Annotated in this window: 12 protein-coding genes; 5 read left to right on the top strand and 7 right to left on the bottom strand. The window is 50.7% G+C overall.

Annotated features, from left to right (window positions below; translation table 11 throughout):
• The first annotated feature begins 1 nt into the window (after nt 1).
• Nucleotides 2-1129 (top strand): carboxynorspermidine decarboxylase, encoded by a 1128-nt coding sequence (gene nspC / locus ACTHPM_RS16505; RefSeq protein WP_440396692.1) that lies wholly within the window; start codon nt 2-4, stop codon nt 1127-1129.
• Nucleotides 1130-1177: 48 nt separating this feature from the next.
• Here nspC and ACTHPM_RS16500 read toward each other — a convergent pair whose 3' ends face one another.
• Nucleotides 1178-1732: a TetR/AcrR family transcriptional regulator gene (locus ACTHPM_RS16500; protein ID WP_440396693.1), complete on the bottom strand. Its 555-nt coding sequence runs from the start codon at nt 1730-1732 to the stop codon at nt 1178-1180.
• 167 nt (nt 1733-1899) lie between these two features.
• Between ACTHPM_RS16500 and ACTHPM_RS16495 the strand changes: the two genes are divergently transcribed.
• Nucleotides 1900-3351: a DHA2 family efflux MFS transporter permease subunit gene (locus ACTHPM_RS16495; protein WP_440396694.1), complete on the top strand. Its 1452-nt coding sequence runs from the start codon at nt 1900-1902 to the stop codon at nt 3349-3351.
• A 137-nt stretch (nt 3352-3488) separates the two neighbouring features.
• Here the strand turns inward: ACTHPM_RS16495 and ACTHPM_RS16490 are convergent, their stop codons facing one another.
• The 3 genes from ACTHPM_RS16490 to ACTHPM_RS16480 form a co-directional block, all read right to left on the bottom strand.
• Complete coding sequence (locus tag ACTHPM_RS16490) at nt 3489-4283, bottom strand: SDR family NAD(P)-dependent oxidoreductase (RefSeq protein ID WP_440396695.1); 795 nt, start codon at nt 4281-4283, stop codon at nt 3489-3491.
• A 72-nt stretch (nt 4284-4355) separates the two neighbouring features.
• Entirely contained in the window at nt 4356-5201 is an 846-nt protein-coding gene (locus ACTHPM_RS16485; RefSeq protein ID WP_440396696.1) for an aldo/keto reductase, read from the bottom strand.
• 128 nt (nt 5202-5329) lie between these two features.
• On the bottom strand, nt 5330-6520 hold the full coding sequence (locus ACTHPM_RS16480; protein ID WP_440396697.1) for an MFS transporter: 1191 nt from the start codon (nt 6518-6520) through the stop codon (nt 5330-5332).
• Nucleotides 6521-6676: 156 nt separating this feature from the next.
• Between ACTHPM_RS16480 and ACTHPM_RS16475 the strand changes: the two genes are divergently transcribed.
• Nucleotides 6677-7039 carry a winged helix-turn-helix transcriptional regulator gene (locus ACTHPM_RS16475; protein ID WP_440396698.1) on the top strand — a complete coding sequence of 121 codons (363 nt, stop codon included), beginning with the start codon at nt 6677-6679 and terminating at the stop codon, nt 7037-7039.
• A 193-nt stretch (nt 7040-7232) separates the two neighbouring features.
• Here ACTHPM_RS16475 and ACTHPM_RS16470 read toward each other — a convergent pair whose 3' ends face one another.
• Entirely contained in the window at nt 7233-8639 is a 1407-nt protein-coding gene (locus ACTHPM_RS16470; RefSeq protein WP_440396699.1) for a phytase, read from the bottom strand.
• Between the two features lie 384 nt (nt 8640-9023).
• On the opposite strand from ACTHPM_RS16470, the gene ACTHPM_RS16465 reads away from it, so the two are divergent.
• The gene (locus tag ACTHPM_RS16465; RefSeq protein WP_440396700.1) at nt 9024-10517 is read left to right on the top strand and encodes a peptide MFS transporter; all 1494 of its coding nucleotides are present in this window, start codon (nt 9024-9026) and stop codon (nt 10515-10517) included.
• Nucleotides 10518-10771: 254 nt separating this feature from the next.
• Here ACTHPM_RS16465 and ACTHPM_RS16460 read toward each other — a convergent pair whose 3' ends face one another.
• On the bottom strand, nt 10772-11458 hold the full coding sequence (locus tag ACTHPM_RS16460; protein ID WP_440396701.1) for a TetR/AcrR family transcriptional regulator: 687 nt from the start codon (nt 11456-11458) through the stop codon (nt 10772-10774).
• 138 nt (nt 11459-11596) lie between these two features.
• Between ACTHPM_RS16460 and ACTHPM_RS16455 the strand changes: the two genes are divergently transcribed.
• Nucleotides 11597-12949: an MATE family efflux transporter gene (locus ACTHPM_RS16455; RefSeq protein ID WP_440396702.1), complete on the top strand. Its 1353-nt coding sequence runs from the start codon at nt 11597-11599 to the stop codon at nt 12947-12949.
• Nucleotides 12950-13078: 129 nt separating this feature from the next.
• On the opposite strand, the gene ACTHPM_RS16450 is transcribed toward ACTHPM_RS16455, so the two are convergent.
• On the bottom strand, nt 13079-14290 hold the full coding sequence (locus tag ACTHPM_RS16450) for a hypothetical protein (RefSeq protein ID WP_440396703.1): 1212 nt from the start codon (nt 14288-14290) through the stop codon (nt 13079-13081).
• Between the last annotated feature and the right edge of the window lie 15 nt (nt 14291-14305).

Raw genomic sequence — 14305 nt, 5'->3', positions numbered from 1 at the left:
GATGCGGTTCGAGGAGTTACCGACACCCTGCTTCGTCGTCGATGAAGCGCTCATCGAGAAGAACCTGAAGATATTGAACGGCGTCATGCAGCGTACGGGAGCGAAGATCGTGCTGGCGCAAAAGGCTTTTTCCATGACCGCCATGTATTCCCTTATCGGGCAATATTTAAGCGGTACGACCGCGAGCGGCCTGTTTGAAGCACGGCTCGGTCACGAAGAAATGGCCAAGGAAAACCACGTCTTTGCCCCTGCTTATCGTGAGGATGAAATCGACGAGATTGTCTCCATCTGCGACCATATCATCTTCAATTCCTTCTCCCAGCTGGAGAAGTATAAAGAGAAGGCTCTCGCGGCCGGACGAAAGGTTGGCCTTCGCATCAATCCGGAATGCTCGACGCAAGTGGGGCATGAAATCTATGACCCTTGCTCGCCGGGCTCCCGATTCGGCGTCAAGCGTGAAGATTTCCGGCCGGAGCTGCTGGAGGGCGTAACGGGACTGCACTTCCATACCTTGTGCCAGCAGAATTCGGACGATCTGGAGACTACGCTGAATGCGGTCGAGGACAAGTTCGGACCATGGCTGCCGCAAATGGAATGGATCAATTTCGGCGGCGGTCACCACATCACGCGAGACGACTATGATATTCCGAGACTCGAGGCCTGCATTCAGCGAATGCAGGATACATACGGCTTGGAGGTGTACCTGGAGCCCGGAGAGGCGATCGCACTCAACGCGGGCTACATGGTTACTTCCGTGCTGGATATCCATAAGAACGGCATCGAGATCGCGATCGTGGACACGTCGGCGACCTGTCATATGCCGGATGTGCTGGAAATGCCCTACCGTCCGCCGCTGATCGGTTCGGGTGAAGCCGGCGAGAAGCCGTACACCTACCGGCTTGGCGGACCGACCTGCCTTACGGGCGACGTCATCGGCGACTATTCCTTTGATCAGCCCCTCAAGAACGGCGACCGGTTGGTGTTCGAGGACATGGCGATCTACTCCATGGTCAAAACCAACACCTTCAACGGCATGCCGCTGCCGGCCATCGCCGTGCAGGACAAGGACGGCAACTGCCGTGTCGTGCGCGAGTTCGGCTATCAGGACTTTAAGACAAGACTGGCTTGATGAAGCAATATAGCCTTAACCCTGCAACAAGGGTTAAGGCTTTTTGGGTTACATATATTTTCTTTTGTACATCAGGGTAATTTGATCCGCAATATATTCCGCGCTATGTTCCGTGCCGTCCTTAATCCACCACAGAATCACCCCGAGAAGCGATGATGCAACGATATCAACCGAAGCAACATCCCTTGAGCCGTTAATCTTCCTTGCTTCCCTGCGTCTTTCGATCGTGTTTTTCAGCAGGTTTGACAAATGTTTTTTGAAGCCCGGATGCTCGACCAGTACGGCGAAAACCTTGCGGTACTCCACAAAGTAACTTAAAAACGTAACCAGCTGCTCCTGTTCGTTTCTGCTTTTTAAATGTAAGAGCGGTTCAACCTTCATGGAAAGGTCATCAAAAATCTCGTGCACAATCTGCCGCAGCAAATCGTTCAGGTCCTCATAATGCAAATAAAACGTGGCACGGTTCAGTTCGGCGCGGCTCGCAACTTTTTGGACGGTTAATTGCGACACCTCGACATTGTCGGCCAGTAATGAAAAGACGGCGTTTTTCAGCATCCTTTTCGAGCGCAGGGCCCGTGGATCGACTCTTTTATGCTCAGGCATTTCATCCTCCGGTTACCGTTATTTTATTACTTCGTCAACGAATCTCCTCCTTCTGTCGATTAGTCGACACTTTCGGCGGAATTGCAAATAGGCATCGGTCTTCATCGCTGATATGATATATTTTATTGACACTATGTCGAAAAAGCAATGAAGAGAGGACGGCAACCATGCAAGAAGACATAAAGAAAATCAATAAAGGAATCTTACTGACCATTTTAATTCTGGGTTGTTTCTTATCCACGCTCAACCAGACGCTATTAAACGTCGCATTGAGTAACCTGATGGAAGTATTCGATGTCACGCCCGCAACCGTGCAGTGGATTTCAACGGGATTCATGCTGGTCAACGGAATTCTGATTCCGATTACGGCCTATCTAATGAAACGTTTTACCACGCGGCAGTTGTTTATTAGCGCCATGGCATTCTTGCTTATCGGTTCCATTCTTTGTGCGGCGGCGCCAAGCTTTGTCGTACTCTTATTGGGACGGATGGTCCAAGCAGCCGGAGCAGGCATCGTCATGCCGCTCATGATGAGCGTCGTGCTCGCCATCTTCCCCGTCGAAAAGCGCGGCAGCGCGATGGGGCTGCTGGGACTGGCGATGATCTTCGCTCCGGCCATCGGACCGACGCTCGCAGGCTTCATTGTCGAATACCACTCCTGGCGCTGGTTGTTTATCGGCCTCGTTCCGCTTGTCGCCATTGTCATCCTGCTTGCTTTCAAGTATCTGGTCAATGTATCCGAAACATCGAAGTCGAAGCTGGATGTCATTAGCGTTCTGTTATCCACCGTCGGTTTCGGCTTGATTCTATATGGATTCAGCAGCGCCGGCAGCAAAGGCTGGGACGACGCGATCGTCATCCTTTCCTTAGCAATCGGGATCGTTGTGACCGCCATCTTCTGTATTCGCCAAGTCAAGTCCAAGGATCCGCTGCTCAACCTGTCTGTTTTCAAAAATAAAATTTTCACGCTAACGTCTGTCATTAACGTATTGGTCACGATGATGATGTACGCCGATATGATTCTGCTGCCGATCTATCTGCAGAATGGACGTGGTTTTACGGCATTTGACGCAGGACTGCTGCTATTGCCGGGTGCGATCGTCAATGCGTTCATGTCACCGGTCACCGGTAAGCTGTACGACCGTTTCGGCGCGAAGCCTCTGTTCATTATCGGTCTGCTGTTCATTATTCCCTCCATGTGGGCGGTAACCGATTTATCCGAATCGACCACGTACATGTATTTGATGGTTCGTACCATTGGCCTGCGGATTGGTCTCAGCTTCATCACCATGCCGCTCAATACGGCCGGACTCAATGCGCTGCCAAGACAACTCGGTACGCATGGTACAGCCGTGAACAACACCGTCCGCCAAATTGCCGGAGCCATCGGTACCGCTGTCGTGATTACGATTTATACCGTGCAGGCCAAAAGCCATGCGGCTGCCGTGATGCAGGACAATCCCTCCACGGCTCCCGGTCTTCTTAAAACCCTTACGTCTATTTTAGGGGCAAGCGACGCCTATTACTTCATGATGATTCTCGCCGTTATCGCGTTTGTGATCACCTTATTCATGCCTATGAAGACAAAGGCTACGGTTGAGAAGGAAATGAAAGCATAATGAAAAGCCACTCCTTATAGGGAGTGGCTTTTTCGGTGTGTTTGGCGAAAGTTACGGGCACCCCATTTCGTCCACTGGGGTTGAATTATAATGATGGCAAATTTGCCGTATAGTGTACTGCGCGTTCCCGGGGCTGATTAAAACACGCTGCGCACCAATCCCCCGTCGATTCGCAGCGCAGAGCCATTAAAGGCCGAGGATAGAGGACTGCTTAAGAAGGTGACGAAATGCGCGATTTCCTCGGGCCGGATCAGCCTTTGAATAATGGAGGTGGGCCGATTCTCTTTCATAAACCGCTTCTCGGCTTCTTCGATCGTCAATTTCTCATCCGGGTACAGGCTGTTTAACATCGTCTCCACGCCTTCGGTTAACGTGGAACCGGGCATGACCGTATTGACGGTCACGTTTGTTCCTTGAGTGAGCTCAGCCAGACTGCGGGAGAGCGAGAGCTGCATCGTTTTGGTCGCGCTGTAATGAGCCATTTCCTGGGACGGCATCACGGCCGCTTCGCTCGCGATAAAGATGATCCTGCCTTCCCTTTTTTGAATCATCTGTTTCAGGTACCAGCGGGTAAGCCGGACGCCGCTCATAATATTGGTCTCAAACAGCCTGAACCAATCCTCATCCGGGATATCAAAGTATTCTACGGGTTCGAAGATGCCCAGGTTGTTGATGAGAATGTCAACTTCGGAGATCTCATCGATCACCTTTTGGCATCCCTGTTCGGTTCCCAGGTCGGCCACGGCCGGCAGAAGGATCGCGTCAGGATGCTTTGCCCGGATGTCCTGCATGGTCTGATTCACTTTATCCTCACGGCGTCCATTAATAATAACGGTGGCCCCTTCTGCTGCCAATGACATGGCGATCTCTTTGCCGATGCCTGCCGTAGAGCCCGTCACCATTGCCGTTTTTCCCTGTATGTTCAATTGCATGCTTGTCCCTCCCGTTTGTACGTTTGTAAAAAGGATATAGACGAAAAACCGTCTATATCCTCTTCACCTGAGTTAAAAGTCAAAATTGTCCGGATCCGGACCGACCCGGTGGTTCTGGTTCAGGCTGTCGATTCGTTCCATGTCTTCTTTCGTTAATTCAAAATCAAACACCGCTGCATTTTCAACGATCCGATGTTCTTTTGTCGATTTGGGAATGGTCACGACGCCGTTTTGCAAGTCCCAGCGCAAAATGACCTGCGCAACCGATTTGCCATGCTTACCGGCGATATCCTTCAGGACCTCTTGATCCAATAGTTGGCCTTGCATGAGTGGAGACCAAGCTTCCATTTGAATTCCATTGTCCCGGCAAAACGACTGCAGTTCCTTCTGCGTCAAACGCGGATGGTATTCCACCTGGTTAATCATCGGTTTGACTTCCGCATCTTTCATTAACTCTTCAAGATGATGGATCTGGAAATTACTTACCCCGATCGCTTTGACCTTTCCTTCTTTGTACAGGGTCTCCAGCGCTCTCCATGCCTCTTTGAATTTGCCCTCTACCGGCCAGTGGATAAGGTATAGATCCAGATAGTCCAAACCAAGTTTCTGAAGGCTTGCTTCATAGGCCGCTATTGTAGATTCATACCCTAAATCCGCATTCCAAACCTTCGATGTCACGAATAAATCTTTTCTGGAGATGCCTGCTTCTCGCAGCCCTTCCCGGATCCCTTGACCGACGCCCTCTTCGTTCCCGTAAATTGCCGCCGTATCCACGCTGCGGTACCCGTGTTTTATGGCAGCCTTTACCGCCTCAACCAGCTCAGGGCCTTCTTCTACCTTAAACACCCCGAGACCGAACCAAGGCATGGTCACGCCGTTATGCAATGTTGTTGTATCTTGTAAGTTTCGAGCTATCATAAAATGAACCTCCTGATGATGATAAATTTTAAAATAAGATGAATCGCAATTTCCTGCCAGCGTAGTACTCATCGCCTCCCTTCAAGCAGCGCTGGCTGGTTCTGCTGTGAGGATGAACTGGTGTCTGCTTAGGTCGCAGATGGATCCTTCTGCTCCAAGGCTCGGCTCCAACCTGTCAGGATCACGGCTCCAAGAACCATCAAAGCTCCAATCCATGCCGTATGGATGAGGCCGATAGAGTCCGTGATGACGCCACCGAGGTAGGATCCGAGAGCGATTCCGGCGTTAAATGCGGCAATATTGATCGCTGAGGCCACATCCACTGCACCCGGTACGAAACGCTCAGCCAACATCACGACATATACCTGCAAACCTGGTACGTTCATAAAGGCAAACAACCCCATCAAAATAATCGTAATGAGCCCCGCTACCTTAAATGGAGCCGTAAACGTTAAGACAAAGAGCACAATCGTCTGCACGATAAACATATAAAACAATGCAACGATCGGCTTGCGGTTTGCGACCTTCCCGCCTATGACGTTACCAATGGCAATGGCAGCCCCATAAACGAGCAATAGGACGGCAACGGTTCCTTCCTTAAATCCTGTTATATTTTGAAGCATTGGAGATAAATAAGTGAATACGACGAACGTACCTCCATACCCTAGAGCCGTAATGATGAACAGAAGCAACAGCCGCCCGTTCGTAACCAGCCTGAACTGATCACGGAACGTAATTCGGTTGCCCTTCGGCAAGTCGGACGGGACAAGAATCATGTTGGCAATGAAGGCCAGAACGCCGACAATGACAATAGCGATAAAGGCAAATCTCCATCCCAGTTGTTGTCCGATAAATGTGCCGATCGGGACGCCTGTGACGGTTGCCACGGTGAGCCCCGTAAACATCATGGAGATGGCGCTCGCTCTGCGGTCTTCTGTGACTAAATTCGCTGCGATTGTAGAGCCGATCGACATAAATACGCCATGCGAAAACGCAGATAAAACGCGGGCCGCCAGTAAAATGCCTATACCCGTAGCGCTGGCAGCCATAGTATTGCCAACAATGAAAACAATCATGATCCAAAGCAGTAAAGATTTGCGCGACATGCTGGATGTCAGCGACGTGAGAATGGGAGCACCTAATGTTGCCCCTAATGCATATAAGGAAACGGTTAAGCCCGCTGTAGTTACGGAAATGTGCAGATCTTGAGATATAAGCGGCAGCAACCCTACGCTTATAAATTCCGTCGTACCAATCGCAAATGCACTCACTGCCAAAGCCAGCAGCGCGAGTGTACTTCTTCTATGGTGTAAAGTCATAATTCTCCCCTCAATTATCGTCTTGTTGTGAATGTCGACCGGCAAATGTTATTATGAGATATATAGCCACTAAAGAAAAGTACGCACTTTTAAGTAATATAGATACTTGCAAGTACTATAGGAACCTTTTGGTGCCCATAAATCAGGAGGACGAACATGCAGAAAAAGAAGTACAACATTTCGGTTGAAGCAACCTTGGAAGTCATCGGGGGAAAGTGGAAGTGCGTGATCCTTTGCCATCTGACACACGGTAAAAAACGCACCAATGAGTTGAAACGTCTGATGCCAAATATCACTCAAAAAATGTTAACCCAACAATTGCGCGAGTTAGAAGAGGACGGTGTCATCAATCGTATTGTTCATCATCAAATTCCCCCCAAAGTGGAATATGAGCTCAGCGAGTACGGATGGAGCTTGCAGGATATTTTGAACTCTCTGTGTGCATGGGGAGAAAGACATATTATCAATGTATACGGGGACAAGCATGCGGTTTTGGAAGAAAGCATTTTAAATGAGTAACCGGGGCAGGACCGCTAACGCTTGTGTATGGCTTCGTTTTTGCCAAGCATGACCTGCTAAGATAAGCGGTAATAAACCAAAATAAAGACATGGCCGTGCCGGGAGCACCTCCCTGACACTACCATGCCTATAAAATTTCCATCGGCCTCTTGATTCCTATCATTCGGCCCCATCCGATTCTAAGCCGTGGCGATTACTTCGTCCTGCGGTTCTGAAGCATGCGCGGATCAACCTTGTTATCCATCAGAAGCGGAGTCTTGGCTCCGCTCGCAATCTGTGCCCAGTCCACCATTTTGAAGTTCTGGTTAAGCTCCTTGCCGCCGTCCATGTTCGAGTCATCCTGCGCGATGAACACACCATAAGGGTAAAGGTCGCCCAGCCCGAATCCAAGTACATCGATTCCATCCGTTACTGAGGTTCCGTCCGTAAATGTTCCGTCAGCAATTTTGAAGCTGGTAATATAGGGATTACTACCTTCGCGGTCATAGACAGCATAGCTGTCGCTGCCTTGACTGGATGCGATCAAGTAGCCATGTCCATCCGCTCCATAGTAGATCGTCAGCCCCTCGATATCATCCTGCAGCCGGCGTCCGTCCGCCACATCCACCGTAGACAAAGGCTCCGTGCCGCCTTCCGGTTCGGCATCGTATTTATAAATCGCGTAATCCTCTTCTGCAATATACATTACGCCGTATTCGTCATCTGCTACCATGCCTTCGGATTGCGTAGCCAGCTTGAACTCGCGTACCAGCTTGCCCGCGATTTGGCCCTTCCCGTTATCCTTCAGCTCATACTGCTCGAACTCACCCTCTTTGCCCAGTACCAGTGCATAGAACTTGTCCGTCTGTAAGCTGTGGTACAGGCTGAATCCATACACTTCCTCCATCTTGGCTTTGATCGGCTCTGCAGCAATATCCCTCAGTTGTCCGGTTTCGCCGTCCAGCGCAAACAAATCAACCGTGTTTGTGGAACGGTTTGTAGCACCGACAATATCGATTTTCTGACCGCCAAGCTGGAAATCATAACGGACATCAATATTATTCATTTTTCCAACCTTGTAATTTTGCAGCTCTTTGCCGCTCAGATCGTAGACGAGGACGCCCCCGCCTTTGTTGGTTGCTATAATTTTAGAATTGGCGGCATTCTTTGGATCAAGCCAGATGGCCGGGTCGTCGGCTGCATCCTCACCATCCTCCACCGCTGCCGTCTCGCCGTTGGCGGTTACCGAATAAGAGAGGATGGCATCTACAGGATCAGTGAATTTTGCGTTCTCCGCCAGAATAGCTTGCAGCAGCTTCGAGGGAATGTACATTCTTCCGCCAACGATTTTGACCTCTGTTGTTAATTCGCCTGCTTTCCCTGCCAGACGGTATGCCTTATCGCCTGCCGTGAAGGTGCCTGCGAGTCCGTTCTTCAGCTTCACCAATGCGGACTGGTCATCGCTATCCCACGTGATCTTTGCGCCGATCTTGTCCATCTGATTACGCAGCAGCTCATACCCTTGCAGGGCTGAGCCGGAAGCCGCGTGAGTTGTCGCAGCCGCAGGGAGCAGCGCGCCCCCCAGAAGCAGTGTAGTTAGTGCCATTTTCCAGGTTCTCATAAGGGTCTTGTTCCTCTCCACCTTTATTTATTGCTTAACTATAGGACACAAAGGTAAAGGAGGGATTAAACAGAGGCCGGAGTTATGTAAAAAGATCAGAGAATGTACCTCGCCAGTCAGAGCTGCATGTCATCCGCCAAACCGGCCACCTTCCTCCTTTGAAGGTCACCGCGCTTCTCGCCCCCTATAACGCTACAATTAATTCCTGCAAGGACCCTTTTAATAGTAAAGCCCGCCATACGTGTGATATAATTTTTATTTGAACCCGAATTTGTCAAAAATAGTCGAAAAAAGTCGGAAATGGTTTATAATATATAGATAAACTTACTAAATATACTGCTTTTTAGCAGAACATGGATTGCACCAAGGGGGAAGAAGCGCAGCATGGCTGATTTAGACAAACAAAAAATTGTGGAGAGCGTTCCGCAGCAGGGATTTTTTGGACATCCCAAAGGATTGTTCACTCTGTTCTTCACAGAGTTCTGGGAACGATTTTCCTACTATGGAATGAAAGCGATCCTGGTTTATTATATGTACTACGGATTAAGCCAAGGCGGACTCGGCATGGACGAGAGCACCGCTCTCGCCATCATGTCCATCTATGGTTCACTGGTCTATATGTCCGGGCTGATCGGCGGCTGGTTAGCGGATCGGATATTCGGAGCGTCCAAAGCCGTATTCTACGGCGGCATCTTAATCATGCTGGGTCATATCGTCTTGTCCATCCCGGGAAGCATATCCTTATTTTTTGCTTCCATGGTTCTGATCGTGCTGGGCACGGGCTTGCTGAAGCCTAACGTATCCAGTGTGGTAGGGGAACTTTACAGCGAACAGGACCAGCGCCGGGATGCAGGGTTCAGCATCTTCTACATGGGCATTAACTTGGGTTCCTTCATTGCTCCGCTCATTGTAGGAACAGTCGGCATGGATTACAATTTCCATCTGGGCTTCGGTATCGCTGCCGTCGGCATGTTTCTGGGACTGCTCATCTTTACGTTTACCAAGAAAAGAAACCTTGGCCTTGCAGGCACTTACGTCCCAAGCCCGTTATCGCCGGCGGAGCGGAAGAAGGTATTCCTTAGCATCGGTATCGGTGTCTTGCTTCTCGCGGTTATCGTTGCCGTTACGATTCCGCTCGGCCTGTTAACGTTTGATTCGTTTATCGTGGTCGTAGGCATTTTGGGGATTCTGATTCCAACCTTATATTTTATTGTCATGTACCGCAGTCCGCGCACCACGAACGTTGAACGCTCCAGGCTGATCGCTTATATTCCGCTGTTTATTGCAGCCATTATGTTCTGGGCCATTCAGGAGCAGGGGTCAACCATTCTGGCCAATTATGCGGATAAACGGACGCAGCTGGACTTTGCCGGAATTCATATTTCGCCGGCCTGGTTTCAGTCTATTAATCCGCTATTTATTATCATTTTGGCCCCCGTATTCGCTTGGTTATGGATGAAGCTCGGCAAACGGCAGCCTTCGATCCCGAAGAAATTCGCCTTGGGCTTATTGTTTGCCGGACTCTCCTTCCTGGTAATTCTCTTGCCGGCTTATATTGGCGGCGAGGATGCCTTGGTTAATCCGCTGTGGCTCGTGCTTAGCTATTTCGTCGTTGTGCTCGGGGAGCTATGCTTGTCTCCTGTAGGACTTTCCGCTACGACCAAATTGGCACCCGCAGCCTTCTCGGCTCAGACCATGAGCTTATGGTTCTTGTCCAATGCGGCTGCCCAAGCCATTAATGCGCAAATCGTTAAATTCTATACGCCGGCCACAGAGATGATGTACTTTGGCGTCATTGGGGGAGTGGCCATCCTCCTCAGCATTGTGCTCTACATGTTCTCATCCAAAATCCAAGGGTACATGAAAGGGATTCAGTAACAGAATAATCGTGCACCGGCTGACTGCCGCACGATCTATATAAGACAGCTCCAGTGGACAAAAAAAAGAGGCGATTCTCCGGTTATTGGAGAATCGCCTCTTTGTGCTTGCTCAAGAGATCAACATGAGCCTGACAAACAAGCTTCATTTATATACAGGTTTCTTAAAAAATAACCTTCACAAGGTTCTTCTTATTAGGTTGTGGGGCAAAGAGCAGCCCATCCAATAACCGGATGAGCGGTTTTTTGTGCATATTACTTCTCCTGCTCCTTGATCACCTGCTCAACTCCGAGCAGGATCAGCTTCAAACCGAATTCGAACGCCTCGTCGGTCCCCATCATCTCGAACAGCCCGTTCGTGAACATTCTCCGGAACAATCCCGCATCCGTCTCGCTCATGGAGTCCAGCAGACGAGTCATTGCCTCACCCGGAAGCGCTCCTTCTCCATGCTCCTTAAGAATCGCGGAGACATTGCGCTGGTGCTCATAGTCATCCAGAACGAAGTTGAAGACATAATTCATAAGCGTAAGAACCACCTGCATTTTCTGCTCTTGCGCAAGCGGCGTCGATTCCACGCAGAGCAGCATACGGTTGGTGAACCGGATAATGTCCGGTTCGTGGGGCAGCGTCGACATCATGAGCTGCGTGGAGCAAGGGTAGCGGCCGAGCACGCTCCGCACCGTGAACGCAAGCCCTGTCAGCTGCTCCTTCCAGTCCCCTTCGGAGTGAAACTCCTCCAGAATCACCTTGGATACGTGGTTGGCAAGACGCTGGTAGAGCTGCTGCTTGCTCTTGAAATACCAGTACAGAGAGGGAGCTTGAATCCCCAGCCTGTCGGCCAATCGCCTCATGCTGAGCTTCTCGATGCCCTCCTCTCCAAGAAGCTCCCACGAGGCTTCCAGGATTCTATCCTCCGAAATTTGAGGCTGTTGTTTTTTCATCAAGTATCCGTCCTTTTATCTAACAGTGTAAGTTTATGCTTTACAAGTGGATAACCCCATGATATCATCTAACACTGTAAGGTTCAAACTAACACTGTAAGATTGTAATTCAAAAATATTTGGAAAGCAGGGACCTGCATGGATACAGAAAACCTTCATTACTTTGAAAAAGCACCGGTCGCCAAAGCCGTAGCCCACTTCGCCATACCGATGATGCTGGGCACGTCGATGAGCGTCATCTATTCCATCTTGAATGCCTATTTCCTGGGCACACTTCACAATACCGCCATGTTAACCGCACTCGCGCTAACCTTGCCGTTATTCGCGGTCATTATGGCGCTGGGCAACTTGATCGGCATGGGCAGCGGTACATTCATCTCCCGTCTGCTGGGGGAGAAGAAATTGGATGATGTGAAGCATGTGTCTTCATTCGCCTTTTATAGCAGTTTAGTTCTCGGTCTGATCGTCATGGCTGTCGGTCTGCCATGGATCGATCCTATCGTTCATGGCCTGGGAGCAACGCCTGAATCTTTCGGATACACGAAGGATTATGTCACGGTTATGCTGATCGGCTCCCCCTTCGTCGTATTATTTTTCACGCTGGAAAATCTTGTCCGCTCAGAGGGTGCAGCTGTCACCTCGATGATCGGAATGATGCTCAGCGTTGTCGTGAATATTATTCTTGATGCGCTCGTCATCTTCGTGTTCCACTGGGACGTGATCGGCGTTGCGTCTGCCACGGTCATCTCCAACCTGGTTGCGAGTGCTTTCTACGTCTTGCACATGGGAAGGAAGAGCCCATTCTTAACCGTCTCCGTTAAATGGTTCAAGGCTTCCAAGGATATTCTGGGCAATGTATTCAAAATCGGGGTTCCGGTCTTTATCATGAGTATCTTTTTGGGGGCCATGTCGCTCATCTTTAACCATTTTCTTGTGGAATACGGGGATCCGGCCGTAGCGGCTTACGGGATTTCATCACGTTTATTGCAATTTCCCGAGTTTATCCTGATGGGGTTATGCGAGGGAGTCGTGCCGCTGATTGCTTTCTCTTTTACAGCCGATAAGCTGCGGATGAAGCAAACCATCGGATTCACGGTCAAGGTTATCGTAGCATTAGCCATCCTATTCGGCATCATTGTCTATCTGGTTTCCGACCACTTAATTGGATTATTCACGAATGATCCGCAATTAATTGAAATGGGCAGCTACATTCTGCATGTGACGTTCTTATCGCTGTTTATTACAGGAATGACCACGTTGTTTACGGGGATTTTCCAAGCCACGGCGCAGGGAACGGCTGCGTTTATTATGTCAATTATTCAAGGAGTCACTTTGATTCCTGTGCTGTTTATCGCGAGCCGAATGAACGGCTTCCACGGGGTGGTCAGGTCGCTCGTCATTGCGGATGCTGCTGCATTCCTCGTCGGAGCCATCATGCTGTATGTTTTGCGGAACAAGCTGCAGCCGGATTTGGAGAGTCTCGTGCATTAACAGGTACCGATAACCAGGAAAGAACCTATACGCGTCAAAAAGGCAGGATCAGGGAAACACCCTGAACCTGCCTTCTTTATTCAGCATTCCGCTTCCGGCTGTCCTAATTACATCTTTACGTCCAGTTTGTCAGTAATCGCGCGCTGCATCGAACCAGCCTTGAGCCATCTCTTCCGTAATAGGCTGGCCAATCTGATGACCGGATTGGCTGAGCTGCCATACGGCTTCACCAAGGTCTTCCCTTTCGGTGGTTTCGATGCCTTTGACGGTATTGAAGCGCACGGTGAAAGCGGTAATAGCCGCCTCGGCAGCGGCCAAGCTGTGGGCCTCGGCCAGTGCGGCCTGTGCCGCGTCGTAAGCTTCGTTAGCCAGCTTGGCCAGACGTTTCGGCCAGGACGAGAACGGGCGGCCGAATTCTGTCGTCCACCAATCGGCCTTATGCAATTGACTCACCGAGGCATGTTCGGTCCACGGGCGGACCTTGCCGCGTGCCTTCATTTGCTGCCTCAGGCGCTTGCCCGCGGTCTCTTCGACGTTGTAGGCGATAAATCTGTCCAACAGCGGCCACGCATCCAAGGGCGGCAGGTCCTCCAGATCCGGCATGAAGCGCAGCTCCAGATTCGTTAACCGGGCATGCCGGGCCAATACGTTCAAATCGCAAAAGTTCCCCCACAAGCTCAGGGAGCTCAAACTCGGGAACTGTTCCAAGCAATCGAGCGAGATAGGCTGTCCCAGCGGCTCGTTCTGCAGCGTCAGGCTTGTCACCTGATACAGTTCTCCGAGCTCCGGCATCCTGAATGGAGGATCGCTGCTGCGACGGCTGGTGCGCGGTGCCAGTGCCAGGGAAGAAGGCATACCGCCAGTGGCCGAGAAGCGGGACAGATCGCCGGACACGCTCAGGCGGCAAGCCTCCCTCGGAAGCTTCAAGCTCAGATGCCCACCGGACGGGCCCAGCTCGATATGCAAGCCATGCAGAATGGACTGGCTGGCGTCCGCAATCGTATCCGCAGACAGGACCGGAGTCCACGTCATCTCTTCAATGGGCCGCTTCTGCGCCCACTTCAAGAAGCCCGCATCGCTGCCTGTATAGTGCAAAAACCGCGGCCAAGGCGAGCCCGCCGGCGTCGCAAAGATATCGAATACGGTCCAATCGATGCACGCGTCGGCAGGGACATGAAGGTCCGCCCTTTTCCCCAAATGTGACGGTCCGATCGACAGGCTTCCCACGCCGGGCCGAATGACAAGCGTGTGGCTGCTCGGACCGGTCAGGTCAATGGGGTACAAGCCATCTTCCCGAATCGAAGCTAGGCGGGCTTGGTTATGATTTGGCACTTCCATCATCCTTTCTTCCACTAT

Origin of the sequence: Paenibacillus sp. SAFN-054, assembly GCF_051966755.1 — a bacterium.
In the GTDB taxonomy this organism is placed as follows: Bacteria; Bacillota; Bacilli; order Paenibacillales; family Paenibacillaceae; genus Paenibacillus_AQ.
This window is presented reverse-complemented; position numbering and strand designations above follow the sequence as displayed.

Coding starts and splice junctions, on each gene's coding strand:
- nspC (WP_440396692.1), top strand. CDS start 2: ATGCGGTTCGAGGAGTTACCGACACCCTGCTTCGTCGTCGATGAAGCG.
- ACTHPM_RS16500 (WP_440396693.1), bottom strand. CDS start 1,732: ATGCCTGAGCATAAAAGAGTCGATCCACGGGCCCTGCGCTCGAAAAGG.
- ACTHPM_RS16495 (WP_440396694.1), top strand. CDS start 1,900: ATGCAAGAAGACATAAAGAAAATCAATAAAGGAATCTTACTGACCATT.
- ACTHPM_RS16490 (WP_440396695.1), bottom strand. CDS start 4,283: ATGCAATTGAACATACAGGGAAAAACGGCAATGGTGACGGGCTCTACG.
- ACTHPM_RS16485 (WP_440396696.1), bottom strand. CDS start 5,201: ATGATAGCTCGAAACTTACAAGATACAACAACATTGCATAACGGCGTG.
- ACTHPM_RS16480 (WP_440396697.1), bottom strand. CDS start 6,520: ATGACTTTACACCATAGAAGAAGTACACTCGCGCTGCTGGCTTTGGCA.
- ACTHPM_RS16475 (WP_440396698.1), top strand. CDS start 6,677: ATGCAGAAAAAGAAGTACAACATTTCGGTTGAAGCAACCTTGGAAGTC.
- ACTHPM_RS16470 (WP_440396699.1), bottom strand. CDS start 8,639: ATGAGAACCTGGAAAATGGCACTAACTACACTGCTTCTGGGGGGCGCG.
- ACTHPM_RS16465 (WP_440396700.1), top strand. CDS start 9,024: ATGGCTGATTTAGACAAACAAAAAATTGTGGAGAGCGTTCCGCAGCAG.
- ACTHPM_RS16460 (WP_440396701.1), bottom strand. CDS start 11,458: ATGAAAAAACAACAGCCTCAAATTTCGGAGGATAGAATCCTGGAAGCC.
- ACTHPM_RS16455 (WP_440396702.1), top strand. CDS start 11,597: ATGGATACAGAAAACCTTCATTACTTTGAAAAAGCACCGGTCGCCAAA.
- ACTHPM_RS16450 (WP_440396703.1), bottom strand. CDS start 14,290: ATGATGGAAGTGCCAAATCATAACCAAGCCCGCCTAGCTTCGATTCGG.